Origin of the sequence: Novosphingobium sp. TCA1 (assembly GCF_009811895.1) — a bacterium.
In the GTDB taxonomy this organism is placed as follows: Bacteria; Pseudomonadota; Alphaproteobacteria; order Sphingomonadales; family Sphingomonadaceae; genus Novosphingobium; species Novosphingobium panipatense_A.
The window spans coordinates 23,867-49,801 of record NZ_BLJH01000029.1 but is presented as its reverse complement, the minus strand read 5'-3'; the positions used below and the strand labels follow the sequence as shown (position 1 = coordinate 49,801).

The 25,935-nt window shown below is 62.6% G+C and carries 26 protein-coding genes; 13 read left to right on the top strand and 13 right to left on the bottom strand.

Annotated elements, in window-relative coordinates:
* Positions 1 to 23: 23 nt before the first annotated feature.
* Genes NTCA1_RS23135 through NTCA1_RS23125 form a run of 3 tightly spaced genes read right to left on the bottom strand, consistent with a single transcriptional unit; the run spans position 24 to position 7,272 of the window.
* Entirely contained in the window at positions 24 to 3,896 is a 3,873-nt protein-coding gene (locus tag NTCA1_RS23135; protein ID WP_201282578.1) for a DNA translocase FtsK, read from the bottom strand.
* Positions 3,893 to 5,434, bottom strand: a complete 1,542-nt coding sequence (locus NTCA1_RS23130) for a hypothetical protein (RefSeq protein WP_133085170.1) — start codon at positions 5,432 to 5,434, stop codon at positions 3,893 to 3,895. Before NTCA1_RS23130 ends, NTCA1_RS23135 begins: the two co-directional genes overlap by 4 nt.
* A 2-nt stretch (positions 5,435 to 5,436) precedes the next feature.
* The gene (locus NTCA1_RS23125; RefSeq protein WP_236549534.1) at positions 5,437 to 7,272 is read right to left on the bottom strand and encodes a hypothetical protein; all 1,836 of its coding nucleotides are present in this window, start codon (positions 7,270 to 7,272) and stop codon (positions 5,437 to 5,439) included.
* Positions 7,273 to 7,567: 295 nt separating this feature from the next.
* On the opposite strand from NTCA1_RS23125, the gene NTCA1_RS23120 reads away from it, so the two are divergent.
* Positions 7,568 to 7,930, top strand: a complete 363-nt coding sequence (locus tag NTCA1_RS23120) for a MerR family transcriptional regulator (protein ID WP_236549533.1) — start codon at positions 7,568 to 7,570, stop codon at positions 7,928 to 7,930.
* Between the two features lie 224 nt (positions 7,931 to 8,154).
* On the opposite strand, the gene NTCA1_RS23115 is transcribed toward NTCA1_RS23120, so the two are convergent.
* Both NTCA1_RS23115 and NTCA1_RS23110 read right to left on the bottom strand, forming a co-directional pair.
* Positions 8,155 to 8,574: a GNAT family N-acetyltransferase gene (locus tag NTCA1_RS23115; protein WP_255490579.1), complete on the bottom strand. Its 420-nt coding sequence runs from the start codon at positions 8,572 to 8,574 to the stop codon at positions 8,155 to 8,157.
* Entirely contained in the window at positions 8,555 to 9,463 is a 909-nt protein-coding gene (locus NTCA1_RS23110; RefSeq protein ID WP_133085167.1) for an AraC family transcriptional regulator, read from the bottom strand. Before NTCA1_RS23110 ends, NTCA1_RS23115 begins: the two co-directional genes overlap by 20 nt.
* A 132-nt stretch (positions 9,464 to 9,595) precedes the next feature.
* Here NTCA1_RS23110 and NTCA1_RS23105 point away from each other — a divergent pair, with 132 nt between their 5' ends.
* From NTCA1_RS23105 to NTCA1_RS23090, 4 genes are read left to right on the top strand one after another with little or no spacing between them, the layout of a single operon-like run.
* On the top strand, positions 9,596 to 10,339 hold the full coding sequence (locus tag NTCA1_RS23105; RefSeq protein ID WP_133085166.1) for an SDR family NAD(P)-dependent oxidoreductase: 744 nt from the start codon (positions 9,596 to 9,598) through the stop codon (positions 10,337 to 10,339).
* A 10-nt stretch (positions 10,340 to 10,349) separates the two neighbouring features.
* Positions 10,350 to 10,751: a VOC family protein gene (locus NTCA1_RS23100; RefSeq protein ID WP_133085165.1), complete on the top strand. Its 402-nt coding sequence runs from the start codon at positions 10,350 to 10,352 to the stop codon at positions 10,749 to 10,751.
* Positions 10,741 to 11,097, top strand: coding sequence for a nuclear transport factor 2 family protein (locus NTCA1_RS23095; RefSeq protein WP_201282577.1), 357 nt, complete (start codon positions 10,741 to 10,743; stop codon positions 11,095 to 11,097). The genes NTCA1_RS23100 and NTCA1_RS23095 overlap by 11 nt, the downstream gene beginning before the upstream one ends.
* Positions 11,098 to 11,120: 23 nt before the next feature.
* Positions 11,121 to 12,110: a trans-acting enoyl reductase family protein gene (locus NTCA1_RS23090; protein ID WP_133085164.1), complete on the top strand. Its 990-nt coding sequence runs from the start codon at positions 11,121 to 11,123 to the stop codon at positions 12,108 to 12,110.
* Between the two features lie 215 nt (positions 12,111 to 12,325).
* Here the strand turns inward: NTCA1_RS23090 and NTCA1_RS23085 are convergent, their stop codons facing one another.
* The 5 genes from NTCA1_RS23085 to NTCA1_RS23065 all read right to left on the bottom strand — a co-directional run bounded on the left by NTCA1_RS23085 (position 12,326) and on the right by NTCA1_RS23065 (position 15,697).
* Positions 12,326 to 13,054, bottom strand: a complete 729-nt coding sequence (locus NTCA1_RS23085) for an SDR family oxidoreductase (RefSeq protein ID WP_133085163.1) — start codon at positions 13,052 to 13,054, stop codon at positions 12,326 to 12,328.
* 7 nt (positions 13,055 to 13,061) lie between these two features.
* Positions 13,062 to 13,544: a nuclear transport factor 2 family protein gene (locus tag NTCA1_RS23080; protein ID WP_133085162.1), complete on the bottom strand. Its 483-nt coding sequence runs from the start codon at positions 13,542 to 13,544 to the stop codon at positions 13,062 to 13,064.
* 162 nt (positions 13,545 to 13,706) lie between these two features.
* A complete protein-coding gene (locus tag NTCA1_RS23075; RefSeq protein WP_133085161.1) occupies positions 13,707 to 14,447 on the bottom strand; it encodes an SDR family NAD(P)-dependent oxidoreductase in 741 nt (246 codons plus the stop codon).
* A gap of 102 nt (positions 14,448 to 14,549) precedes the next feature.
* Entirely contained in the window at positions 14,550 to 14,942 is a 393-nt protein-coding gene (locus tag NTCA1_RS23070; protein WP_133085160.1) for a VOC family protein, read from the bottom strand.
* A gap of 14 nt (positions 14,943 to 14,956) precedes the next feature.
* Positions 14,957 to 15,697, bottom strand: a complete 741-nt coding sequence (locus NTCA1_RS23065) for an SDR family NAD(P)-dependent oxidoreductase (RefSeq protein WP_133085159.1) — start codon at positions 15,695 to 15,697, stop codon at positions 14,957 to 14,959.
* A 112-nt stretch (positions 15,698 to 15,809) separates the two neighbouring features.
* Here NTCA1_RS23065 and NTCA1_RS23060 point away from each other — a divergent pair, with 112 nt between their 5' ends.
* Positions 15,810 to 16,403: a TetR/AcrR family transcriptional regulator gene (locus NTCA1_RS23060; protein WP_159831983.1), complete on the top strand. Its 594-nt coding sequence runs from the start codon at positions 15,810 to 15,812 to the stop codon at positions 16,401 to 16,403.
* A 171-nt stretch (positions 16,404 to 16,574) separates the two neighbouring features.
* A complete protein-coding gene (locus tag NTCA1_RS23055) occupies positions 16,575 to 17,597 on the top strand; it encodes a zinc-dependent alcohol dehydrogenase family protein (RefSeq protein ID WP_133085157.1) in 1,023 nt (340 codons plus the stop codon).
* A gap of 237 nt (positions 17,598 to 17,834) precedes the next feature.
* On the opposite strand, the gene NTCA1_RS23050 is transcribed toward NTCA1_RS23055, so the two are convergent.
* From NTCA1_RS23050 to NTCA1_RS23040, 3 genes are all read right to left on the bottom strand, one after another.
* Positions 17,835 to 18,872, bottom strand: coding sequence for a tyrosine-type recombinase/integrase (locus tag NTCA1_RS23050; protein ID WP_133085156.1), 1,038 nt, complete (start codon positions 18,870 to 18,872; stop codon positions 17,835 to 17,837).
* A 339-nt stretch (positions 18,873 to 19,211) separates the two neighbouring features.
* Positions 19,212 to 19,595 carry a helix-turn-helix transcriptional regulator gene (locus tag NTCA1_RS23045; protein ID WP_133085155.1) on the bottom strand — a complete coding sequence of 128 codons (384 nt, stop codon included), beginning with the start codon at positions 19,593 to 19,595 and terminating at the stop codon, positions 19,212 to 19,214.
* Entirely contained in the window at positions 19,592 to 20,215 is a 624-nt protein-coding gene (locus NTCA1_RS23040; RefSeq protein ID WP_133085154.1) for a peroxiredoxin, read from the bottom strand. Before NTCA1_RS23040 ends, NTCA1_RS23045 begins: the two co-directional genes overlap by 4 nt.
* 100 nt (positions 20,216 to 20,315) lie before the next feature.
* Here NTCA1_RS23040 and NTCA1_RS23035 point away from each other — a divergent pair, with 100 nt between their 5' ends.
* The 6 genes from NTCA1_RS23035 (at position 20,316) to NTCA1_RS23010 (ending at position 25,933) form a co-directional block, all read left to right on the top strand.
* On the top strand, positions 20,316 to 21,233 hold the full coding sequence (locus tag NTCA1_RS23035) for an MBL fold metallo-hydrolase (protein WP_133085153.1): 918 nt from the start codon (positions 20,316 to 20,318) through the stop codon (positions 21,231 to 21,233).
* Positions 21,233 to 21,670, top strand: coding sequence for a YeeE/YedE family protein (locus NTCA1_RS23030; RefSeq protein ID WP_374705214.1), 438 nt, complete (start codon positions 21,233 to 21,235; stop codon positions 21,668 to 21,670). The genes NTCA1_RS23035 and NTCA1_RS23030 overlap by 1 nt, the downstream gene beginning before the upstream one ends.
* Positions 21,670 to 22,077 carry a DUF6691 family protein gene (locus tag NTCA1_RS23025; RefSeq protein ID WP_201282576.1) on the top strand — a complete coding sequence of 136 codons (408 nt, stop codon included), beginning with the start codon at positions 21,670 to 21,672 and terminating at the stop codon, positions 22,075 to 22,077. The genes NTCA1_RS23030 and NTCA1_RS23025 overlap by 1 nt, the downstream gene beginning before the upstream one ends.
* Positions 22,078 to 22,105: 28 nt before the next feature.
* Positions 22,106 to 23,686, top strand: a complete 1,581-nt coding sequence (locus tag NTCA1_RS23020; RefSeq protein WP_133085150.1) for a bifunctional protein tyrosine phosphatase family protein/NAD(P)/FAD-dependent oxidoreductase — start codon at positions 22,106 to 22,108, stop codon at positions 23,684 to 23,686.
* Complete coding sequence (locus tag NTCA1_RS23015) at positions 23,686 to 24,471, top strand: sulfite exporter TauE/SafE family protein (RefSeq protein WP_133085149.1); 786 nt, start codon at positions 23,686 to 23,688, stop codon at positions 24,469 to 24,471. Before NTCA1_RS23020 ends, NTCA1_RS23015 begins: the two co-directional genes overlap by 1 nt.
* Positions 24,472 to 24,532: 61 nt before the next feature.
* Positions 24,533 to 25,933 carry a cytochrome ubiquinol oxidase subunit I gene (locus NTCA1_RS23010; RefSeq protein ID WP_133085148.1) on the top strand — a complete coding sequence of 467 codons (1,401 nt, stop codon included), beginning with the start codon at positions 24,533 to 24,535 and terminating at the stop codon, positions 25,931 to 25,933.
* Positions 25,934 to 25,935 lie beyond the last annotated feature (2 nt).

Sequence of the window (25,935 nt, the reverse complement as noted above, 5' to 3'; positions counted from 1 at the left end):
GGGAATATCGCTGGCCCAAATCCTTAGCGTAGGATTCCGCCCCCTCCCGCAAACGCCCCCTCATAGGCCTTGAGCAGCTGGCGAAGACCCTCGCGCGAAAATGTCTCCTGAAGACCGCCACGGACATCCGCGATCCTCTCCTGCTCCCCGAGCGAACTCCCATCGGTTGCAGGACCGGTGATAAAGATATGGGAATAACCGCGTAGGTCGATTGGGACTGCGCCGCGGCGGATTCCGTCGCGCACCTGCTCAAGCAGATTGGCCTGCCCAAGCGCGGCCGTGCCGTCGAGCAGCAGGTCGGCAATGCGCGAGAGCCACAGATCGCGGTCCAGACGGCCCGGGTCCCCAAACAGCGCGTCATCGATGCGCGCCACTGTCTGGCGCAATTGTTGTCTCGACTTGCGGGTCGCTTCGGCAGCGCCGCTCTGTTCGACATATTTGGCTTCTGTGACGATCGCGCGCAGGCGCGGCTCCATGCCCTCGCCCCCTACCAGGCACAAGGCGAGGATGTCGGCAATGCCCTCTTCGCGCTGGCCCAGCCACTCAGCATAATCGTCGAGCAGGAACCAGGCAACGGCCGGTTGCGCGCCGAGCTCCTCGGCTACAAGTGCCCGGCTAAGGACCAGCCCAATGAGCTCGCCCGCCGACACGCCGCGCTTAGCCGCGCGCAGCACGATATCTCCCGATATCGAATTGGCGTCCTCGATCAGCCGCCTTGCGAGCTTCGAGAGGCGATCATCGTCAAGGCCGAGCGACAATTCGGTCAGCCGGCGGCGCACGAGGACGTTGAGGATCCGCAGTTCCGAAGTCGACGAGACCACCATGTTGCGGCCATGCGTGCGCTGGCGACGATACCGGATGACATTGATGCCTTGCGCGGCGAGTTGGCGCTTGTCGAGCAGGTCGTCATAGGTCGCGACCCATTCGGCAAGCTCATGCACCTCGTCGAACATCGTCTTGAGGCCGGAATCCTGGAACGAGATCTGCCGCGCCGGTAGATAATGCTCGTGGCTCCCATGGGCCTGCCGGCGGATGACATTCGCCACGGCATCGACATAGGCCCAGCCTGCTTCAGGCTGCCGGGGACAGGTCAGGTAGACGGTCGCCTTCAGCTCATCCTCGGCCGTCACGCGGCGATAGGACCACCGCGCCGGCACATGTTCGAGAAGCGTAGGATTGCTCTCTGTGGCCGGAACGGCGAACCACTGTTCGCGCGCCTGCCGTGACACGACATCGTGAAGGAACGCAACGTCGATCTCGCGCGCCGGGCTGCCGGGGCGGGTCGCGCCGCTGTCTAGCAAGACACCGATGCGCAGCTTGGACATGAAGTTGCGCGACGTCTCGCTCACCACGACCGCGTCGGGATCGCCCTCAGACCGGTCGAGGAGTTCGCCGTAGACTCGGGCGAGCCTCGAGCGGTCACGATGGCGAACCAGGACGTTACAATGGACCTCTTCCTGGTCCTGGACCGAGCTCAGGCTGTTGACGGTCGCAAGCGGCAGACCGGCCGCATCGCAGTTGAACAGCATGATACTCAGGTTCGAGCGCTCATGGGGCTGCAAATCGAGATACCGCTCGAGAAGCCCCCGGATTTGCCGAGAGGCTTCGGCCGGATCGACATCGGTGGTCCCTTCGGAAGGATCCCGAACCGGCCGCTCGAGCAGGCTATAATCATTGATCGTGCCAGTCTCCGCGAGGAGCACGGCTTCCGCTCCGTCATATCCGACCGCGATTTCCGGATAGAGCGGATGCGCCAGTTCATCGCGGAGATCCGAGAAAAAGAGGCGCGAGTCGCCGAAATTCACATCGACGTCCGATAGGAGATAGTCGGCGAGCCCCGCCAGCGAGCGCATCCGAACGGCGCCGGCAGCCATACGCAGAGGGTGCCAGGGGGCCACGATGGCCGAGGGCGCACTTCCCGTGACGGGAATGACGCCAAGGCTGAGCACCGGCTCCCATAGGTCCCGGCGATTGAGGTCACCCGCAGCATGCCGCCCAAGTGTGTGGAGCAGCACGCCGAACGCTTCGGCTTGGGTCAGCAACGCCGGCGAGGCAAAGCCCGATGCCTGCAGGGCGGTGATCGCCTCGATATATTTTCCGGCAAAATCGGACCAAGCCGCCTCGATCGCGGAAAGTCCGGCCGTATCGATGCGCCCAACCTGCCCCGCCGTCTTCAGCGCCTTGAGAAAAGCCTTGGCAAGATCTTCACCTGCGCTCGTTCGCGGAATGAGCGAACCCGCGTCCTGGCCGAAGGCGGGCTGGAGCGTCCCCACATCGGCAAGAGAGACCGACTGCAAGGCCCCCTTGCGACTGACGGGGAGCCGGGCGACGCTGCTACGGGTCATCGGCCGCTTGACAAGCCGGCCGAGATCCTTGGGCAGTTCAAGCCCGATCGCGCCGGGCCGCGCGATCCAGATCAGCTGAACGGTGGCGCGCTCCGATCCGCATTCGAGCACGATGTCGAACTTGATCTGAAGGGCCGCACGCGACGTCGACTCGTTGCGCCGATATTTCTTCCGCTTCTTCGCCCGGTCGAGCAGTTCCTCATATTCGAAGAGGAAGGGCACGTCCCATTCGACCGCAGCCCCGGTCAGCGCCGGCAGGCCGCGATACCGCAGACCGAAGGCAAGCCCCACATCCGCATTGATATCAAGGAGCTGCGTCGGCCTGCGCCGCGCCGCGCGAACCTTGAGCGTACGCTTGCCGGCCGCGAGGTTGACCTGACCGAACAGGCGCTCGAAAGCGCGCAGCAATCCCTCGAGGAAATCGGTGCACTCGATCGGGCGACCGAAAATGAAGCGCTCCCATTTGACGCGCAGCGTCTTGTCCTGCCCCAGATCGTCCCTGTGCGCCTCGAAGAAGTCGCGATCGTCGTCACGCGTCTCCTTGAGCGAACGACCTTTGAGTGCTTCGAGATATTCGACGTCAGAAGGGCTTAGCCGGTCCGGAAGCGTGAACTCGAAGAAGGCGAGCGTCTCCTGCGGCAGCGTTGTCTTCTTGAGCTTGATCCCCGAAAACAGCTGAAGAACGCTTTGCGCCTCCCACTCAAATTGAGAGAGCGCATCGGCGGCATCGTTCCAGCCCGGCGTCGCGGCGATGAAGGCCTCTATCGCGCCGTGCACTTCGGTTGGTATATCCTCCTGCACAGCCTCGAACTGCGAGCGCAGCTCGTCGCTCTCGATGATCTGCCTATTAGGCTTCTGCTTCGCGAGTAGCGGCTTTCGGTCCGATACGAGTTTCTCGATCAACCGCTTCCAGCGCCGCGATTGCTCAAGCTCCTTGTCCCGGATCCCCAGGAAATAGCCGCTGTCGCGTGGGAGATGCAGGGCGGGCAGCGCCCATCCCAACGCATCGGGCACCGTCGCCGATTCCGCGGCGATCCTCTCTCGTGTGAGAGCGACATAGTTCGAGATCTGGTGGAGCGTCCAATCGTCAGCGGCGTTGAGACCCTTGAGAGCCGCCTTCCAGGCGCCGATCTGGCTATCGGGCAAGCCTAGGCCAACGGCTGCAGCCTCGACCCACGGTTCAGGATCTTCGGTAAGCTGTTTTGCACCTATCAGCATGACGTCGCCGAGTGATGCACCCTGGTCGTCGTCAGTGTTGGCGATCAACAGCGCCGGACGGTCGCAGTCAGCGTGTCGGATCGCCACGGTCCGCTCGTCGGTCACGACATGATCGGGCAGACCCAACTCGCCTACCAGCGAGCGGGGAAGCGCGATTTTGAGAAGCGCATCCGTCGCCGGATCCTGCAGGAGCGCGCTCGTGATCGCCGCGACCTGCTCTCCGGTCAGGCGGTCGAGCAGATAGCGTGCGACCCCCTCGGTCTCAGAAGGGGCGGTCAGACGCTGGCGGATGGACGCGGCGCCGGCGGCGCCAATCAGATCAGATGGGGTCACGCGGCTTGGGCTCGCTGGAAGGGATTTTCAACATAGGCACAGGAGTCGGAGAGGCGCTTCAGCAGGCCGAGGCTCGCCAGGCGTTCCTCCAGGCGCCGGGCATTGTCGGAAAAATCCTCTTGGTCGGCGTCGCCACTATCGATGTAATTGCGCGCCTGCCCGTCGCCGATCACGATCCCGTACCGCTCGTGCAACAGGGTCAGGAAGTCCCTGAACTCGAGTCTCTTGCCGACACAGCAGGCGACGAGGGTCTTGAGCAGCCTGTCGGTCGGCGCATAGCGCACGCGCCGGCTCGATCGGCGCGACGACAAACCGATCGCTCGCGCCCAGGTCATGTGGATCTTGCCGATATGCTGCTTGTGGCGGCTGATCGCCTTGTCTGCGAGCCGGTCGATCAGAACTTGCGGGTCCGGCACCTGTTCGTCGTCCTCGCCGTCGGGCCAGCCGAAGGCCTTCTTCAGGATATCGGCGGCATGGAGAACCGGGGCGTCGGAGGCGCAGGCAGCAGCCCATTCTTCCGTTTCGCCGACGCGGCGCACGAACCGCTCGACCGCCTGCTGCGGAAGACCATTGTTGCGCTGGTAGGAATCGGCCGAAAGATCGCGAACGACCGACTTCCTGGGCGAGACGATCTCACAGACGAGGCGGACCGGTTCGCTTGCGAGCACCTCACGCGCGCGTTCCAGTTGGTACAGGATGAGGTTGAGGCCGGTCATCGTAACCAAGTGCGGGATCGCGTCATAAGCCGGGATGGGGAGCTGCAAGACGGCAAGCCAGTCCTCGGCCAGACGATCGAAAAGGGGGTGGGCCGAGCAAGGGAGATAAGCGCCCCCCCGCTCGCCTTTCGAGAATTGGGCCTCTCCCTGCAATGCGGCGGCCATGCGATCGTAGGGCGCCGGATTTTCAAGGAAGCGAGATACCAAGAGCCCGCGCAGCGTGTCAGCCTCACGGCTACGGCAAAGCATCAAATAGAGGAGTTCGCCAGTGCGGGCGAAAAAGCGCCGGTCATTGGTCACCCCGCCACGGGGATTGACGTTGACATCCTCGTACAAGGCGTTCGGGCCGAAGGGAAAGACGAACTTGGAGCTCCAGCGCTTGTTGCTTGACCCCTCGATCGCCGAGCCCTGTAGGAATTCAATGACCGCCGCGAAATCCTTAAAGCTCTCGAACCTTTCACGAAGATAGGAAAAGTCGCGCTCCTCCAGCCCTCCGGCGGTATCCGCCATCTTGGCGAGCCAAATGGTCCAGGCTGCCTCGTCGGTACGGTCTTCGGCCATTACCGTCATGATGTGCGGATTATTGAAGACCAGGTTACGCAGCCGCAACTGGAGCTGCGGGCGATAAGAGAGGCTATTGAGCGCCTCTTCGCGCAAGGTGCGTCCCGCCCGGTGCTCTGCAAGGAGCACAGTCATGAATTCCAGGAAGCTCAGCCAGGGGGTCTGTTCGTCATAGAGGCGATGGCCCCAGATAGCCTCGTCGATCCAGAAGTCCGGACCGGTGCGATCGTCGAAGCTCGTTGGGCGTGCAAGAATTTCCATGATTAAACCCGCACGATCACACGGCGCGCAACCGCCCGGCCGTCATTTCCAAGGTCGATGAAACGGAGCATCAATTCTCCATCGGCGATCTCGTCGCCATCCAGTTTACGCCGGTTCTCGGTCTCTCGCAGGAGCCGGGCCTTGAACGCCAGCAGATCCTCATGGCATTCGAGCGAAAAGCTGCTCGGCAGCGCGCCTTCGGCCACACGCCCGAGAAACTCGAAGCGGGTCGGCGACAGGGCTAGGCTGACCAGCGGGATCTCGCTCCCTCGGACGAGCTTCACACAAACGGAAAAACCGCCCGCGCCATCGCCGACGACGGTCACCTCCTCGCCGCCCTGGCGGGGCACCGATATCAGCTCGTCGAGCAAGGGGCTGCGCTTGGACTGGGAGTAGCTGCCGGATGTCGCGAGCACGAGTTCATCCTGGTTCTGGACCAGCATACCGGTGAAAATGCGGTTCAGACCGCGGACGATCAGGGCGATCGCCTGGCGCGGCACCTGCTCGCCGGCCTCCAGCTTCTGCGCAACCTCGAGATAGAGCCCGGCATAACGGAAGACCGTTAGATCCCACAGGTCGTAGTCCGCTGCAAGTTCATCGGGCATAGTGAAGAACAGCCGCTGTCGCTGGGATCGCAGATTTCCGAGGAACGCCGTGCGATCGGTTGTTTCAGCCCCTTCGAGATAGGCGCGTTGCGCCGCCGAATAGGCAGGCGTTGCACCATAGACCGGGTCGGACAGCACCAGACGTTCATAATCTCCGCGATAGGCGGGATCGTCGGCTCCGTAGACGAGGAGGTTGTCGACGCGATTGCTCGTTTCAGCGCCGATGCCAAAAGTGTTGAGCTTGCGGAACAACTCTGTTTTTTCCGCTTTGCTGGGTCGCAAATTTTCGCCAAATATATTCCGGTAGATGCTTGCAAGGTCGGCCCTGCCCTCCTGCACGATGCGCGGCACCTCGGCGCAGCTCATCAAGCCGTCCCGCGCTTCGGGATGGCCCAGGATGCTGTTGGCGACCAGTGCGAGGAGTTGGCGAACCGGGAAATGACTCCCATTGCGTTCGCTGAGCTCGATAAGCGCAGCGATGCGGCCCTTGAACGCATCCCCTTCGTCCTCGCCCATCAACCGGCGCCTGTTCTCATATATCGGGCATACAGCGTCGCCCATATTGGCCGCGCAGCTTCCGCAACCCTCCCAGCCATCATGGCTTGTCACCTCTTCGATGATGGTGGTCATCATCTGGGCAGCGGGTGATCGGCTCAGATCGTCAAGATCAACCGAAATGGCGGCGTCCGGGTTGATTCCCGTCACCAGAAGCTCTTCGACGACGGTGGTGACGCGCTCGATTTCGGCCGTGTGGGGCGCCGACTTCAGCTTTTCGAGCAACTGCCCGTGATTAGCGGCAAGGAGGTAGAAGGTCGAAGAATGCCGATTGGCGACATCTCGCGCAAAATCGGAGATTAGTTCCGCGCTTTCTTCGTCGCGCAGTTCGCTCATGTCCTTGACGATGACGAGCGTGCGGCTGCCGACGGCGAGGGTCTGTACCTTCGCACCTTTGTTCCAGGTTGCCGGATCGCCGCCTAAGGCGACCCATACCTCGCGGCAGTGATAAGTTTTTCCGTCGCCCGCCGTGCCAGTAATGATGTGCGACGCAGGAGCCTCGGCTTGGAAGTTCTCGACTAGCCGCGTTACGAGCGGAGCCGGGAGCGTGATCGGCGCAATTTTGTGCCGCTTCAAAGCCCTCTGAATCGACTCGTCGTACATATTGTCGTTGGTCGGGATCGGGCCGTAATTGCGCAGGAAGCGCACCCAAGCCGCAGCTGTCGTGTGAATTGACAAAAATTCCCCCCTTTGCGCGACTTACACCTTCTACTTAATCGGCCAATACGATCAACGAAAAGTGCTAATCTCCCGATCGATTCTCGCGAAGGCCGCTCCAGTGTGTCGTCATAGGTTTACGGAATCAGGTGTTTTACGACGGGTTAAACTGGCGACGGCATTTGGCGCATATGGGCTCCTTGCATCTCAAAATGCCGTTCAGATGGGTGCTCAGTAACGGCAGGGATGTCCCGGCACCGGCCATAAGCAAAATGTCCGCTCATTGGCGGCTCGAATTCCCAGTTGAATGGCTTGGATGGCCCTCGACACAATTCGCTTCTACGTCCGCAAGGGGCTGCTGAGCCCAGGGCGGAACGGTAAGGGCGGCGCCAACCCCTATCAGGTCTTCGGCCCGCAGGATGTCACGGCGGCGCGGATGATTCGGCTGCAGCAATCGCTGGGCTACTCGCTGCGGGAAATCGCGGCACTGGGTGCCGAGTACCGTGCGGGTGAGCACTCGCCTGCACGGACCGCAGCAGTGTTGAGAGCGCAGATGGCGAAACTCGAGGAGCGGCGTTCCGAACTCGAGTCAGCCCTCGACTTTCTTGGCAGGAAGCTCGCATGGGTGGAGGAGGGCCAGCCCAAGGATGCTCCGAGTTGGGAGAATTTCATCTGCTGACCTTCTGGCAGCAATAATAAACTTTACTTCTGCCCGCGTCGGGAAACGACATCTGCCATGCGGATCAGGGGTGCAGGGAAGTTCCTACGATTAGGCGATCGCCCCCGGCGGCTGACATTGGACGGACTTTGCGCCTGTAAGCGGTCATTCGTTCAGATCGCGCCGGGCCACAACGGATGCAAAAAACTGCCGGTTGGCAGACGCCCCACGGCGGACGCTCTTCTTTACAAACCGGTCCGCAGATCCATCACCCAAGTTTCGCTTCCGATGTCTTGGCCAAAATGCCGCTCGGTTTTGGTGTCACGCAGCGTGAAACCAGAACGGGCGTAAAGCCGACGTGCTGAAGCCAACTGACTGTCGGTCCATAACTCCAATTGGTCGTAGCCGGCAGTCCGGGCCCGCTCGACGCAAGCCTCTACCAACTGACCGCCCACACCGGCACCTCGCGCGTGTGGTTCGACGTAAAGCAATCGGAGCTTGCCAATCCTTGCCTCTTGCGAGCGCATGAGGAAGATCGACCCCGCCATCCTACCGTCCAATTCGGCAACCCGCCGCCGTCTTCGTATGAGACGACCGTCACTATCGGGCTTGGCTAACCGGTTCGTGCAGCAAGTTATCGGAAAGCTACACCCTTGACGCTTCACTCATACAATTGTCGTACCCTCTACGCAACAGGGCTGCATCACGCGAAGGCGGGAGGCCAAACTGGCGGGCGTATTCGCGGCTGAACTGGTTGGGGCTCTCATAGCCAACGCCGAATGCGACAGCGGTCGCGTTGCCCTCGCCGGCCAGCAGCAGCGATCGTGCGTGCAGCAGTCGGACATGCTTCTGATATTGAAGGGGGCTGAGCGCAGTGACAGCTTTGAAGTGCCGATGGAAGGCGGAGACGCTCAGGGCTGCCATCTCGGCCAAGGCCTCGACCCGCAGCGGCTTGGCAAAGTTCTCCCTGATCCATTGGATCGCAACGCCGACCCGAGAAAGCGCAGTGTCCGGTGTGGCGATGTCCCGCAGCATCCAACCTAATGGCCCCTGCAGGACGCGGAACAGGATCTCGCGCTCGTAGGCGGGTGCCAAGGCCGCAATTTCGTTCGGCCGCCCCATCAATCGCATCATCCTGACCCAGGCGTCGAGCAGGGCGGGTGTCACCGGCGCAACCGAGAAGCCGGTCCCATAGAGCCCACCTCCGGCAGGTTTAGGCAGATCCGACAACAAATTAGCTACGATCGTGGGTTCCAACGTAAGGCTAACAGCGAGGTAGGGTTCCCCCTCTTCGGATGGGTGAACCGAACCCACCGCTGGCAGATCGATGGACATGACGAAATACGTGGCAGGGTCGTATCGGAAACTTCGGTCCGCGACCGTCATCGTTTTTGACCCCGTCAGGATCAGATTGACCATGGGTTCGTAAACTGCGGCGAGCTGGTGCTCCGGAATTTCGCCCTGGACCATAGCGACGCGCGGGATGCCGGTGTCGGTCCGTCTGTTCTCTGCCTTGGCTGCGAGACCGCGAAGTTCCTGGAGCTGTGTTTCCATGCTGCCCTTGTCTCATCCAAGCGGTGCAGCATCAACACAAAAGCAGAAATAGGCAAGCATTGAGGAGGATCGTGTGAGCGCGCGACGCGTCGGCAGGTCAGAACGTCCGCTGAGCAGTTTCAAGGAGCAGCTATGAGCATCGTCATTATCACAGGAGGCAGCCGCGGCCTGGGCGCGAGTACCGCCATCCAGTGCGCCGCGCGCGGCATGGGGGTCATCCTCACCTACAACAGCAACCCTGATGCGGCGAACGCCATCGTCGCCGAGATCGAAGAGGAGTGCGGCAAGGCCGTCGCCCTGCATCTCGACGTTGCCGACAGCGCCAGCTTCTCAGCCTTTCGCGATCAGGTGCGTGACGCACTGCAGACGCACTGGCATCGCCACGACTTTGACGCGCTCGTCAACAACGCAGGATATGGTTTCTACAGTCCGATTGCGACGGTTACCGAAGAGGAGTTCGACGGACTGTTCCGCGTACACCTCAAGGGGCCGTTCTTTCTGACGCAGACCCTGCTGCCGCTGATCGCGGACGGGGGCCATATCGTGAATGTCGCAAGCGCCACGAGCCGGGTCGCGACCGCAGGCGTCGCGCCCTATGCTTCGTTCAAGGGCGGCCTCGAGGTGCTGACCCGTTACATGGCCAAGGAGTTCGGCGATCGTCGCATCCGGGCCAATTCGATCGCACCAGGTGCGATCAAGACCGAGCTGGGTGGCGGCCTCAATGACGAGTTCGAGGCCCTGCTCGCGAGTCAGACGGCGCTGGGCCGGGTCGGTGAGCCCGACGATATCGGCCGTATGATCGCCAGCCTGCTCTCTGACGACAACCGCTGGGTCAATGCGCAGAACATCGAGGTGGCCGGCGGCTACATCATCTGAGGAAACGCACATGCTAGATCACATCTTCCTCACCGTGAGCGACACGGATCGCTCCATCGCCTTCTACGAGAAGGTACTGCCCGTGCTCGGGATCACCGCACGCGGCGACTATGATGGAAAAGACGGACCGCCCGGCCATCCCGATCTGAAGGGCTTCGGCGCCAAGGGACGCATGTTCTTCTGGCTTCGGCAGGGCGTCGCCGCGCCGGGCGCTGTGCATGTCGGCCTGGTCGCCGACTCCGAGGCGATGGTGGACGAGGCGCATGCCGCCGCGATCGCCGCAGGGGCTAGCCAGATCCACCCGCCGGGGCCGCAGCTCCACTACGATCCGCGTTACTATGCGGCGCAGGTTCGTGATCCCGACGGCTACAGCCTCGAGTTCGTTTTCAAGAGCTGGCAACATGAGGACTGACGCCGATCCTATAGGCGACCTGCGATCGGTCGCCGACGCGCTGATTACGGCGACCAACGCGTTCGCCGTCGAGCCGGCGTTGGGGTTGTTCACGGCTGACGCCGTGATCGATGATCCCTCGACCGGGGAGCGCTTCGACGGGCAGGCCGGCGTGCGTGACTACATCAAGCGCTTCTTCGTCGGCTATCGGACGGCCACGCGGCTGCTTTCGTTTACGCGCATCGACGAGCACCGGGCGCGGCTGCGCGTCGATTTCACCGGCGATTTCGGACACGAGATCGGCCTGCTGGAGATCGTCACCGATCCCGCAGGGCTGATCGTCTGCATCGACGCCGACCTTGAATAATCCAGAAGAAAGCGACCGATACGATGAACAGGCTGATGATCTATGGGGCGACCGGTTACACCGGCCGCATGGCGGCCGCGAACGCGAAGGCTGCCGGTGTCGATGTGATCCTCGCGGGCAGGCCGCAGGACGAGGAGAAGCTGGCGGCGCTGGCTGCCGAAAGGGATGCCGATTACCGGCTGTTCGCGGTTGACGACGTTCCGGCAAGAGAAAGGGCACTCACCGATATCGCCGTGCTGCTTAACTGCGCGGGTCCATTCATGCGGACGGCGGAGCCGCTGATGCAGGCATGCCTGGCCTCCGGCACACATTACCTCGACATCGCGGCCGAGCTGGACAGCTATCGCCTGGCCGAGCGGTACGATCAGGACGCACAGGCCGCTGGCGTCATGCTTCTACCGGGGAGCGGGGGAAGCGTGGCGATGCTCGGATGCCTTGCCGGGCATGCGGCCAAGCGGGTAGCGAATCCCAGAAAGCTGAGCATTGCTCTCCATGTGGCAGGCGGCTTTTCCCGGGGATCGGCCGTCAGCGCGAACGAGAACGTGACGACCGAGACGCTCCACAGGGTGGACGGGGAGCTCGTCGACCGTTCTGGCGACGAGCTCCGAGAGTTCGACTTCGGCAACGGGCCGGCCACCTCCTTCCCGGTCACCCTGCCGGAACTGATCACGATCTGGCGGGCAACCGATATCCCGAACATCGAGACGTACGTGCACGTGACCGAAGGCGCTTTCCCGGAGGGCGATCTCGCGGCCATGCCAGATGGCCCCACGCTCGAGCAGCGCGAAGCCAACCGCTACCATGCGGCGGTCGAAGTCACGGGGGAGGACGGCACCGTCGTCCGCTCCATTCTCGATACGGTGAACGGCTACACGTTCACGACGCTCGCCGCGGCGGAGGCGGCGCGACGCGTGGTAGACGGAGAAGCCCAGCCGGGCTTCCAGACTCCTGCCGGGCTGTTCGGCGATGGCTTCGCCGAGACGATCGCCGACACGACGATCGTCGACGCCTGATCGTCAGCACACGTTGTTTGTCCTCGCGATCGGAGAAATCCTTGGCTCTGGGCGGCACAATGCGCTGCCCAGAGCCGATCGTGGATGGACATAACTACACCCAGCATCTGTTCTAGCGCCGACCCGCGCCCGATCGACGATACGGGCGCCGCCATGTACAATCAGCAGCAGATCCGACGCGGATCGTAGCTTGGGGTTCCGTGCCAACTCGTTGCTCACCAAGGCTGGCGACCGTGACTTCCGAAAAAGCCGCCGGTCGGACCGTCCTTGTCGATCAGGGCCATCCTGATCGCAGGTTCGGCGCCTTCTTCCGGTGTCAAAAAGCCCGAGTTGCCGTTGAGGTCGGTTCGCACGTTGTCTGGCTCAACAGCATTGACCTTTATCCCGAACGGCTCGAACTCCTTGGCGAAGGAGACCGTCACGGCGTTCAGCGCGACCTTCGATGACGTGTAGGCCAGAAGGTTGACCGTCGAGAATAGCGAGGCCTCATCGGTGATGAGGGTCAACGAACCCAGGCCGCTGCTCATGTTCACTATCCGTGCGTCATCGGCGGCCTTCAGGAGAGGAGCGAAGGCCTGCGTCACCCGGATCGGGCCGAAGACGTTCACCTCGTAGGTGGCCTTCACGTCATCCATGCCGAGCTCGCTTGGCGCGGTCTGGAGATCGAGCACGATGCCTGCATTGTTCACGAGGACGTGGAGGGCGTCGATCTCATGTCCGAGCGTCTCGGCTGCGCGACGAACGCTCGCGCCATCGGCCACGTCGATCTCGACGAACCGGACCTCGAGGCCCTCGCCGCGTAGGGACTTCGCCGCCTCTTCCCCTCGGGAACGGTCACGTGCGCCCATCCATACCGAGAGACCGGCCGAGGCGAGGCCCTTGGCGATGGCAAGTCCGAGGCCCCTGTTCGCGCCGGTCACCAGCGCCTGGCGCTTATTGGTCATCGCTGCCTCACTCCGCCCCAACTTCGGCCGGGGCGGCAGCGTGCTTGCTGATGTCGCCGAACAGGCGGGGCTCGATCTCGCGCGATGCGAAACGCCATTCCCCGTCGTGATGCTCGAAGGTATCGATGTAGCGGCCGGTCACGATCGGCTGCAGCGACAGGCCAGGCAACTCCTGGTGGACGGTGAAGTAGCAGATTGAACTGGCGGTCGTCGCGGAGGTGACGTCGATGAGGACGTTCGAGACCGAGTGCCAGGTCCGGGGCGTGTCGTCGACATGGTACTGGAGGTTGTTCCGCAGGAACCGCGCGATGTTGTCGCGTCCCTCCACGATCGTACCGGCAATGTTGAACTTGGCAGCCGCCAGCAGCTCGGCATTTGCATCGACCTTCCCGTAGTCGAGGTTGTGGACATATGCTGCGAGCAGGCGGCGAATTTCACTCTCGATCACGAGTTTTTCGATCGCGCTAGGGAGTGTGGCGTTGGTGGACACGCTCTTTCCTTCATGATGGTTTCGAGGTGGCGTCATGGTCGTGAGATGCCATCCGTGCCGCCGGCCTAGGGGGACGGGCCGACGGCACGCAGGCTATGATCGCGGGGGGGGCTAGCGCGATCACGGCAGCTCGGTTGATCGGGACAGGACAAGGGTGGTCGATCAGACTTGCGAAGCGCCCCCATCGGCGAACAGTTCGGTGCCGTTAATGTAGCTGGCGGCCTCACTGCCCAGGAAGGCGACCGCGCGTGCGATCTCTTCCGGGCGACCGATACGGCCGATCGTGCTGCGATCGGCCAGGTAGGCCAGCGCCTCGTCGGCCTGCTCGCCAAGGAAGGAACGCAGCGAGGCGGTGTCCACCGGGCCGGGGCTTACGATGTTGATTCGAACGCCCGATCCCTTGATCTCCGTCACCCAGCCACGCACCATCGCGCGCAGCGCCGCCTTGGTGCCGCCGTAAACGCTGAGGCCCGGACCTGGCTGGATCGAGGACGTCGATCCTACGATGACGATCGCGCCGCCTGCGCCCATAAGCGGCAGCGCCTTCTGGACGGAGAAGGTCACGCCTTTCACGTTGCTATCGAATGCGCGGTCGAAATGATCTTCGGTGACTGCATCGAGCGGCACGATTTCGCCAGCGCCGGCATTGGCGACAAGCAGGTGGAGGCGACCGTGCCTCTGCTTCACATGGGCATAAAGCGCGTCGAGGTCGGCGAGGTTCGACACCTCGGCCTGCACGCCTTCGGCTCCGCTTCCGAGCATCGCAATTGCCTCGTCGAGCTTTTCACGGTTGCGTCCGGTGATGATGACCCGGGCTTTTTGCGACGCGAGTTCCTGCGCGATAGCAAGCCCGATACCGGACGTGCCGCCTGTCACAACGACAACCTTATCGGCGAATGACATGATGAGTTCCTTAATTGATGGATAGCCGCGCCGACTCTGCCGGGGGCTTCCCCTGAGATCGTGCGGAGGCTCTTCGCTTGTCCCTGGCGGTGCGGACCCGATTTACTCGGTTTGGCAGACGGCCTCGATGTTGTTGCCATCGGGGTCGAGCACATAGGCGGCGTAGTAGTTCGGGTGATATCGTTCGCGGACGCCGGGCGCGCCGTTGTCGCTTCCGCCATGGGAGAGCGCCATCCCGTGGAATGCATCGACGGCCTTCCTGTCGCGAGCGGTGAAGGCGACATGGACGGGAAGGCGGCGGCCGGTCTCCGCGTGGAACCACAGGCTCGGATATCCATCCCGCCCGAACCCATGTCGCGCGCCCCCATGGGCGGTGCGCGCCGGGTCGATGCTGACGACCAGCGACAGCCCGAGCGGTGCAAGCGCCGCTTCGTAGAAGCGCCGGGATGCCTCGGCGTCGGCAACAGGAAGTTCGATGTGGTCGATGACGCTCATGGCCCGATCTTCCTTCATGCCTGGGACGCTCCGCCGTCAGCGAAAAGCTCGACACCGTTGATGTAGCTGGCGGCGTCGCTGGCCAGGAATGCCGCGACCTCCGCGATCTCCTCGGGCTCGCCGATGCGGCCCATCGGGCTCTTCTCCCGCAGGAATGCGAGCCCCTCTTCTGCGTGGTCGCCGAAACCGTCCCGCAGCGACTGTGTGTTTGTCGGGCCTGGGCTGACGATGTTGATGCGGATACCGGAGCCCTTCAGATCGCTGACCCAGCTCCTTACCAGGTTGCGCACGGCCGCCTTGGTGGCTCCGTAGATGCTCATCGACGGCCCCGGATCGATCGAGGAGGTAGAGCCGACGATTACGATGGACGAGCCCTGCTCCAGCAGCGGCAAAGCTCCCTGGACGGTGAAGACGATGCCCTTCACGTTCGTGTCGAACTGCTGGTCGTAAGCCGCTTCGGTGATCTCACCCAAGGGCGCGTGGACACCTCCACCAGCGTTGGCGACCAAGGTGTCGATACGGCCGAAGTCGGAGCGGATCTGCGAGAAGAGTGTCGCCAGACTGGCGGGATTGGAGACATCTGCGATCATACAGGATGCGTTCGCGCCCAGCTTGCCCACCGCGCGATCCAATGCATCCTGCCGGCGGCCGGCGATGATCACCCGCATTCCCGAAGCGGCCATATTCTGCGCGATGGCGAAGCCGATCCCGCTGCTACCGCCCGTCACAAGGGCAATTTTCATTTCCGTTGGCATCGCTAACTCCCGCTGATCAACGATAATAGTGATCGCTATTAGCTGGGCACAAGGGGGCATTGCAACTTTTTATAGCGAACACTATTATCTCCCTAGTTTTCAGGAGGTCCCGGTGAGCGAAAATGTCCGCAAGAGGCGGCCGAGGAGACCGTTCGATCGGCAACGCGGCGTCGAGAAGGCACAGCGCCTGTTTCATCAAAAGGGCTACGATGGCGTTAGCGTTGCCGACCTGACGCAGGCGCTCGAGATCAATCCGCCCAGCCTTTATGCGGCCTATGGCAGCAAGGCGGGGCTCTTCGAGCATGCGCTGCGTCGCTACGCAGCCGAGAATGCGTTACCGGTTGCAGAAATCTTCGAGGACCGCGACCTCGGCGAAGCTGTGACAATGATCTTCATCTCAGCCGCTGAGCAGTATTCCAGCGATGCCGCGGCGCGAGGGTGCCTGGTCACAGAAGGTACGCGTGCGGCCGATCCCGAAGCACGGGCGATCGCTACCGAGATTAGCGCCGTGATGGTTTCCGCGATCGGAGAGGAGATCGGGAAGCGCGTGCCCCGTGACGGAGATGCCATCGCCGACGCGGTGGTGACCATGGTGCGCGGGCTCTCGGCCGCAGCCTACACAGGCATGGAGGCCGGTCGGCTGCGTGCTGCTGCCGAGCAGGCCGCCTTCATGTTCAAGGCTGGCCTGTCTGCATCCATGGTGTGACCGCTTTCATTGGAAGATTGTAGTGTTCACTATTATCTTGTGGCGTGGAGTAATCGTCTTTATAGCGATCGCTACTATCTCGCCTTACGGTGAGGTGACACACAGGCGCTTCCGTCATCGGAGAGGTCGCCCACGTGCACCCGTGCGCGTAGGCTCCGCTCGAAATGAACCATGCGTCGCTACAGCGAGGATTCCATGCAGCACGTTATATTTTCCGAGATCGGCGGACCCGAAGTCCTAACGGTTGAGTCCTTCGATCTGCCGCCGACCGGACCCGATGAGGTTCGGGTCAGCATCGAGGCGATCGGGGTCAATCGGTTCGAGGCACTGTACCGGCGCAACTTCTACGTCGTTCCCCCCAGTCTGCCTTCGGTCATGGGTGTCGAGGGCGTCGGCACCGTCATGGAGGTGGGCTCTGAGGTCGTGGGCCACAACATCGGCGACCGTGTCGCCATTCTCCCTGTGCAGACACCGTTCGTTGGATCCGGTATCTACGCCACGCACGCCAACGTGCCGGCATCGGCGTTAGTAAAGTCAATCCCTGGAACGACGGCGATCGAAGAATCCGCAGTTTGGATGGCGGGTCTTCAGGCCTATAACCTCATCACCAAGGTTCCGGTCGGCACAGGTGATTTCGTCTTGGTGACCGCCGGAACTTCGCCGGTCGGCGGTGCGCTCATCCAGTTCGCACGTGACATGGGGGCGACCGTTCTTGCCACGACGCGGACAAATGCGCGCAAGCAGGAGCTGCTCGATCTTGGCGCGCACCATGTCATCGCCACGGGTGAGGAGGCGCTGGCCGACATCGTCATGGCCGCAACCAACGGCAAGGGCGTGAAAGTAGTCCTGGATACCGTGGGCGGCTCCCTGCTGGCGCAGTGCGTCGCATGCCTTGCAGAGGGGGGAAGCCTCTTCAGCTACGGGGCACAGACGTCGCCGGACATCACTGCCGCTCGCGTTGATGTACCCCTTGTGGCACTAGACCGACGTTCACTTTCCTTCGTGGACCTCTTCGAACTGACCGACGTTCCGGAGCGGTTCGCTGCTGCGCAGGAATACATCCGCGCTACCGTTGCTTCAGGTGCCTTCAAGCCGCGAATTGACAGCACTTTTCAGCTTGAGAACGTACAGGAGGCCCATCGCCGAATGGAGGATGGCCGCTTAAGCGGTAAGGTCGTCATCACGATCGAGTAAGGTGGAGAGCGGCGGCCGACGCACAATATTCGGCTGACCATCACGGTCTCGGATCAGCCTCGCTGATCCGGCTCTTGTCTGAATGTTGGCGCGTTGGATGACAATTTCTGTCGAAAGCCGTCGTTCGCGAGGGATTAGCGGACGACGGCTCTGTCCCACAACGCGGCTTTCGCTTACGACGCTTAATCCGATGTTCGGCCGCGAACTTTTGGTTCCTGTCACCGGTAGGTCCGGCAATCAAAGAAACCCAGCGCCGGCATGATCGTCGAAACGTTCCGCCGACCGCACATAGCCAAGCAACACCTTGAGCGACTTGTGCCGCGAAACCTCCTGCATCTTGGCGAGCGAGGCCCGGTTCCGCGCCGCCTCGGTCAGAAACCCTGCCCGCAACGAATGCCCCGCTATCACCTCAGGATCGAGCCCCTGGAGTCTGGCATAGCGCTTGACCAGGCGTGCTACCGAGCGATCGGACATCGCCTCCGCCGTGTATTCCCCCTTCGTCCCAATACGCGTGAACAGCGGTCCCGGCTCGCCGCCCCGAATGGCCAGCCAGGCGTTGAGATGGGCGACGGGTCTCAGGGTCTTTCCTGTCGGCACCGCGATGGTAGCCCCCTCGCCTTCCTGATCGGTCTTGGAATAGCCCACGCGCACCGTCACTCCGGCGTCGACCAGTTGGACGTCGGCCAGCTGCAGCGCCACCAGTTCGGAGCGGCGTAGCGCCGCGGCGAGCCCGAGCGCCAGGATCGCCCGATCGCGCACGGCACGCGTGGTCAACCCGTCCGACTTGCCGATCATGCCCGCCAGATCCTTCGCGCCGATCGCCGCTTTCTTGCGTGTTGGCCGCAGCCGCTGTTCGCGGCGGATCCCGGACAGTGTATCGGCGATCAGTTGGTGGGTGTCGCGTGCGGTCGGCGGCGGCAGGCCCTCATGGCGATGCTGCCAGACGATCGCGGCGACGTGGCGTGTAATGGTGCTGTCCGCGCGGCCGGCGCGGGCGAGCGAGGCCAGGTACGTGGCGACAACTTCCGGAAGCGCGGGCAGCGGCTCGAGCCCCCTGCCCCAGCACCAGTCCTGGAACTGGCGCCAGTCGCTGGCGTAGGCGCGCAGCGTATTGGCGCTGCGCGACCGCAGGCGATAGGCCCGGGCGGCCTCGACTTCTTCGACGAGTTCGGGGGCGGAAACCGGAGACAGGTGGCCGGGGATGACCAGCGCGCTCGTCGGGCCCGAAATTCCCGGCCGCCCTGCCCCGTTCCCGCTCTTCTGGTCCACCCGCATCCTACCTGTCCTCTATTCGTGCTTTGACACGGAAAACTCCTTGTCGGTTTTCCTAAAAGACCGGCCGACGGAATGGCGGATTTTCGTAGTTTAAATGCCAGATCATTTCCTTGAAAATCGACCAGCAAGGGATCGACGTCAAAGCGGGTGGAACGAAACCGACCGAAAAGGAAGGGTTCGGTCAACGGCATCCATTAAGTTCAATCGGTTTTCGAAGCGCAAGTGCCACTCGACGGCACCAAGAACGGTAAACCCCGAAAACCGTCCCTTCGACTTGGGTAGTAAGGATCTCGATTCCGTAGCAACCCATTGACCTATTCGTGATGACGGCGACAATGCTTAAAGAATGCGCGCGAACCGGGCAACGGCGCTTGTGCGTTCCGATTGGCTTGCAGGCGCCCTCTTGACCAATGGCAGCGTGGTGTCGACCCCACCGAAGATCGCTTCGATGTGGCGTACACACAAATCGACTTTCTCATCCGTGAGCTTGTACCAGACCTGCTTTGCTTCTTTGCGGGTCTGGACCAGTTCGGCGCGACGGAGTTCCCCCAACTGCTGGCTGAGTCCCGGCTGTAAAAGGCCGGTAATCTCGCCGATTTCGCCAACGTTGCGTTCTCCGCGTAGCAGGCAAGAGAGGATCATCAGCCGCTGCGGTTGAGCGAAGACTTTGATCTTCTCGGCAGCGGCAACTGCCGCATCGCGATCCTCGAACAGAGATTTCATAGCTGGCTCTCCAAGCGACAGAACCAGTCCGGCGCGTCATCGGCGCCAACGGCCGCCGGCAACAGCAAGGGCTTGCCCTCGTCCCACCCCTCGGGTGTTAGCATATCTGCGCCATCGACGCGCTGAAGCGCGCGAAGCAGGCGTAGCATTTCATCAACGGACCGACCGACATTATGCGGGTAACTGGTCGTCGCGCGGACGATGCCATCCGGATCGATGAAGAAAGTCGTGCGCATCGTCATGCTGTCCGCGGCGGCCTCGTCGATCATGTCGTATGCCCGGCCGATAACCATGCTGGGATCCTCGATGACAGGAAATCCGATCTCGACCCCGAACAGTTCCCTTAGTGCTCGCACCCAGGCGAGGTGGGAATAGAGACTGTCCACCGACAGGCCAACGAGCCGGCATCCCAATGCGTCGAACGCTGGCTGGCGCCGGGCCAGCTCCGCAAATTCGGTGCTGCACACCGGCGTGAAGTCTGCCGGATGGGAGAAGAAGATCACCCATTGCCCCCGCAAATCTGAAAGGCGGAAATCGCCGGTCGTGGATCGCGCCCGAAAATCGGGCGCCAGATCGCCGATCCGCAACGACCTGCCTGTGCTGCTCATCTCATTTTCCATCAGACATCCCTGCAATCGGCACGCCTACATGGCAAGCGCTTGACGATTGCAAAATATATAAATACATGATGTGTGTAAATATGAAGTTATGGAGATTCGCATGTCCGATCCCGCCCTTGCCCACGCTTTCGCGCAAGTCGCTTCCGCGCAGCAGGGCGTGCCGGTCATCAAGGCGTTCTTCGATGCGCCGACCTTCACCGTGACCTATGTGGTCCACGACCCGGAGACCCGTCGCGCTGCCATTCTGGACAGTGTCCTCACGTACGATCCGGCATCCGGCCGGACTGCCTTCGAAGCGGCCGATCCTGTCCTCGCCTATGTCGAAAAGGCCGGGCTGACCGTGGACTGGCATCTGGAAACCCACGCCCATGCCGATCATCTGTCGGCAGCGCCCTATCTTCAGCAGAAGCTGGGTGGGAAGATCGCGATCGGCGCGCATATCTGCGAGGTGCAGCAGACATTTGGCGCGCTCTTCAACGCAGGCGCCGAATTCGCCCGTGACGGGTCCGATTTCGACCATCTATGGGCTGATGGAGATACGTTTGCCATTGGCAACCTCGCCGTTACCGTGCTGCATGTTCCGGGCCACACGCCGGCATGTGTTGCCTATGTCATCGGCGACGCGGTCTTCGTCGGCGACACCATGTTCATGCCCGACTACGGCACTGCCCGCGCGGATTTTCCAGGCGGAGACGCGCGAACGCTGTTCCGGTCCTTGCGTCGCATCCTTGAATTGCCGCCAGAGACGCGGCTATTCATGTGTCACGATTATCTGCCGGAGGGACGCGACCATTATGTATGGGAAACGACCGTCGCCGAGCAGCGTCGCGCCAACGTGCATGCCCACGACGGAGTAACCGAGGACGATTTCGTCGTCATGCGTGAGGGGCGAGACCGCACGCTGGCGATGCCGCGCCTCATTCTGCCGTCCGTTCAGGTCAACATGCGGGCGGGCCACCTGCCTCCTCCCGAGGACAATGGCGTCGTCTATCTCAAGATTCCGGTGAACCAGCTGTGATCGCTGACCTGTTCCCCCATGCGCAACCGGGTGCGGGGCTGATCGGCGGGGTTATGATCGGCCTGGCCGCCGCGATCATGCTGCTGGGTCTTGGTCGCATTGCCGGCGTCAGCGGGCTGGCGGCGCGCGCTACCGGCATTGCCGGTAGCGGCGCGCCGCATGGCATTGCCATCGCTTTCATTCTGGGCCTGCCGCTAGGGGCGAGCATCGTTGCCGGCGTCATGGACTGGAAGCCTGCCACGTATCCTGCACCGCTGATGCTGGTAGCGGCGGGGCTGATCGTGGGCTTCGGAACACGGCTGGGATCGGGGTGCACCAGCGGGCATGGCGTCTGCGGTCTGTCGCGCCTCTCCCGGCGCTCCATGGTTGCTACGGGTCTGTTTATGAGCAGCGGCTTTGCGACTGTGGCTGTGATGCGCCTTGCGGGAGCGCTGTGATGCGCGTCATTCTGGGATTGCTGGCCGGAACGCTGTTCGGCGCCGGGCTGGCCATATCCGGAATGGCCGATCCCGCGCGCGTCCGCGCCTTCCTCGACCTGTTTGGCCGGTGGGATCCTACACTTGCCTTCGTCATGGGAGGCGCGATCGTGCCGATGGCAATCGCCTGGGCTATCCAGCGGCGGCTTGAGCGACCGTTGGCAGACACGGCATTCAGCCTCCCGGAAACACGCGGCATTGATGCACGACTGGCGGTAGGCGCGGTGTTGTTCGGCATAGGGTGGGGCCTGGGCGGCCTGTGTCCGGGGCCGGCCATCGCCAGCCTCAGCCTGTCACCGGCGGCGGTCGCTCCGTTCGTGCTCGCCATGTTCGCGGGCATGGGCCTGCATCGTCTCTTCACCCGATAATCCGGCGCTGCCGACAAGGAGCCGCTTCATGAACTTCAAGCTACTGACATGCCGGCTTTCCGTTTCGCCCCAACTCGAGCCTCAGGATATCGCGGCAGTTGCGGCTGCTGGTTTTCGCGCCATCATATGCAACCGGCCCGATGGCGAAGGTGGCGATCAGCCGGACGCCGCTGAAATTCAGGCGGCGGCCGCTTCTGCGGGCTTGGGCTTCGCCTATGTGCCTGCGGTCGCGGGAGCGCTCACCGATGCGAACGCGGACGCCATGCGCGCGGCGCTGGGGGCGCTACCGGGGCCAGTGCTGGCCTATTGCCGGTCTGGCGCTCGGGCCGAACAACTGGCCCGGATGGCGGGGGCTCTGGATGGTGCCGCCGACAATTTCGACATCCTCATCATCGGGGGTGGCAGTGCTGGTTTAGCCACAGCGGCGAGTATACTGCGGCGACGGCGAAACATCCGCCTTGCCATCGTCGAGCCTGCCGAGGCGCATTATTACCAGCCTGGCTGGACGATGGTTGGCGCAGGTATTTTCGACAGCGCCTTCACCCGTCGCAATGAGGCTGCCGTGATGCCCAAAGGCGCGCACTGGATCAGGGCAGCCGCAGAGCATTTCCACCCGGAAGACAAGCAGGTCACGCTGAGCGATGGCCGCAGAATTGGCTATGCCGTGCTCGTCGTCTGCCCAGGTATCAAACTTGACTGGAAAGCTATTCCCGGTGTCGCGGAAGCCGTTGGCCACTACGGCGTAACCTCGAACTATCGCTACGACCTGGCCCCATATACCAATCGCCTCGTCAAGCAGTTCGCAGGCGGGCGGGCGCTCTTCACCCAACCGGTCATGCCGATCAAATGCGCGGGCGCACCGCAAAAGGCGATGTACCTGTCGTGCTATCGCTGGGAGAAATCGGGGGTGTTGCCGCGAAGCGATGTGCAGTTCCATACTGCCGGGGCCGTTCTGTTCGGCGTACCCGCTTATGTTCCAGCCCTGATGGACTATGTCGAGCGCTACGGCATCCATCTCAACTTCGGGTCGAAGCTGGTCGAGATCGACGGGCCGGCGCGCACCGCCATCTTCGAGCAATCTACCGGCGACGGCGTCAAGCGGGTGGCCGAGCGGTTCGACATGATTCATGTCGTGCCGCCGCAGGTCGCGCCTGATTTCATTCGCACCAGTCCGCTCGCGGCGGCTTCCGGCTTCGTTGAGGTGGATGAAACGACGCTTCGGCACCCACGCTACCCGAATATCTTTGCGCTGGGCGATGCCTGCGCCGCCTCCAATGCCAAGACCGCCGCCGCCGCGCGCAAGCAGGCGCCTGTTGTCGCTGTCAACGCGCTGGCCGCCCTTGACGGCGAAGCGCCGGTCGCGGGCTATGACGGCTATGGCAGTTGTCCGCTGACGGTCGAAGCCGGCAAGATCGTGCTCGCCGAGTTCGGCTATGGGGGGAAGCTGCTTCCCAGCTTTCCCAACTGGCTGATCGACGGCACCCGTCCATCTCGTTTGTCCTGGCTGCTCAAGGACACGATCCTGCCGCCTGTCTACTGGCACGGCATGCTCAAGGGGCGTGAATGGATGGTGAAGCCGGAACCGATCGGTCGGAGCGAGCAGGCATAATGGACCCGCTGCACTACGCGTTGGGCGCAGTGTCCGGGAGCCTTGTCGGCTTCGTGCTGGGGCTGGTTGGCGGTGGCGGTTCGATCCTGGCCGTGCCGTTGATGGTCTATCTGGTGGGTGTTCCCAATGCCCATGTCGCGATCGGCACCAGCGCGCTGGCGGTCGCAGCCAACGCAGCGGCCGGACTTGTCAGCCATGCCCGCGCGCATCACGTCAAATGGCGCTGCGGCGGCATCTACGCTGCCGCCGGGATAGTCGGGGCGCTCGCAGGATCAACCTTCGGCAAGATGGTCGATGGTGACAAGCTGCTGTTCCTGTTCGCGCTGGTCATGCTGCTGGTTGGCGTGCTGATGCTGCGCGGACGGGGTAACCTCGGCAATCCCGGCGCCGAATGCAACCGGGAGAAGGCGCCCAAGGTCGTTGCGTACGGTCTGGGTTCGGGCGCATTTTCCGGCTTTTTCGGCATCGGCGGTGGGTTTCTGATCGTGCCGGGACTGGTCGCATCGACGGGGATGCCCATGCTGATGGCAGTCGGCACTTCATTGGTCGCCGTGACTGCTTTTGGCCTGACGACCGCTGCGAACTATGCCTTTTCCGGTCTCGTCGACTGGCCGCTTGCGATGGTCTTCGTAGCTGGCGGTGTCGCGGGCAGCGTTGGCGGAACGAGGCTCGCCGAACGCCTCGGCGGCGAGACGGGCCGCCTCACCCTGGTATTTGCCGCCCTGATCTTCGTTGTCGCGCTCTACATGCTGTGGCGCAGCGCCGCAGCGTTCCTGCCGATATGACCATCTGACCTATCCCGCCTGCCACGCCCGTCTGATAAAAGGCGGGTGAAAGGACATGACCATGTTCGCTTCCGTTGACGCCTTGCTTCTGGCCCGCGCACAATTCGCCTTTACTGTCAGTTTCCACTTCCTGTTCCCGGCCTTTACGATCGGCCTTGCCAGCTACCTCATGGTGCTGGAGGGGCTGTGGCTGAAAACAGGCAAGGGCGTGTACGCCAACCTCTTTCGCTACTGGCTCAAGATTTTCGCCGTAGTGTTCGCCATGGGCGTCGTCTCCGGTATCGTCATGTCCTATCAGTTCGGCACCAACTGGTCGGTCTTTTCGGACATGGCCGGTCCTGTCATCGGCCCGTTGATGGCCTATGAGGTTCTGACAGCCTTCTTCCTGGAGGCCGGGTTTCTGGGCGTCATGCTGTTCGGCATCAACAAGGTCGGGCGCAAGCTGCACTTTACTGCTACTTGCGCCGTGGCGATCGGCACTTTCATCTCCGCCTTCTGGATCCTGTCGGTCAACAGCTGGATGCAGACGCCCACGGGTTATGAGATCGGCGCGAACGGCCAGTTCCTACCTGGGCCGAGCTGGGCAGCGATCATTTTCAACCCAAGCTTCCCCTATCGCCTGGTCCATACCGTCCTGGCCGCCTATCTCACCACGGCCTTCGCCGTGGGCGGTGTCGGCGCGTGGCACCTGTTGAAGGATCGCGTCAATCCCGGCGCGCGCACGATGTTCTCGATGGCGATGTGGATGGCCGCGATTGTTGCGCCAATCCAGATATTCGCCGGCGACATGCACGGCCTGAACACGCTGGAGCATCAGCCGGCCAAGGTCATGGCGATGGAAGGGCATTATGACAGTCATCCCGACGGCGCACCGCTGATCCTGTTCGGCATCCCGAACAGCAAGGAGAAGCGGATCGACCGTGCCATCGCCATCCCCAAGGCATCCTCTCTCATCCTCAAACATGAACTCAACGCGCCGCTCCGGGGTCTGGACAGCGTTCCTGACGCGGACGAGCCGCCTGTAGGCATCGTCTTCTGGGCCTTTCGCGTGATGGTGGGGCTGGGCTTTGCCATGCTGGGCCTTGGCGCGTGGAGCCTGTTGGCGCGGGTGCGCGGCCGGTTGCACGACTGGAGGTGGCTGCACCGCGCGGCGCTCCTGATGGGGCCGTCCGGCTTCGTGGCGGTGCTGGCAGGATGGATCGTGACGGAAGTGGGTAGGCAGCCTTTTACCGTTTATGGCCTGCTCCGCACCAGCCACAGTGCATCGCCGCTGGACGCCCCCGCCGTAGCCAGTTCGCTGCTGGCCTTCGTCATCGTCTATTTCAGCGTCTTTGGCATGGGCATCTGGTATCTTCTGCATCTGATGAAGAAGCCGCCGCAAGCGCATGAAAGCGCGCTCGACGGCGCGCCTATCCGTACTGCCGGCATAACCCCTGCGCCCGCCATCGAAGGAGGAGAATGACG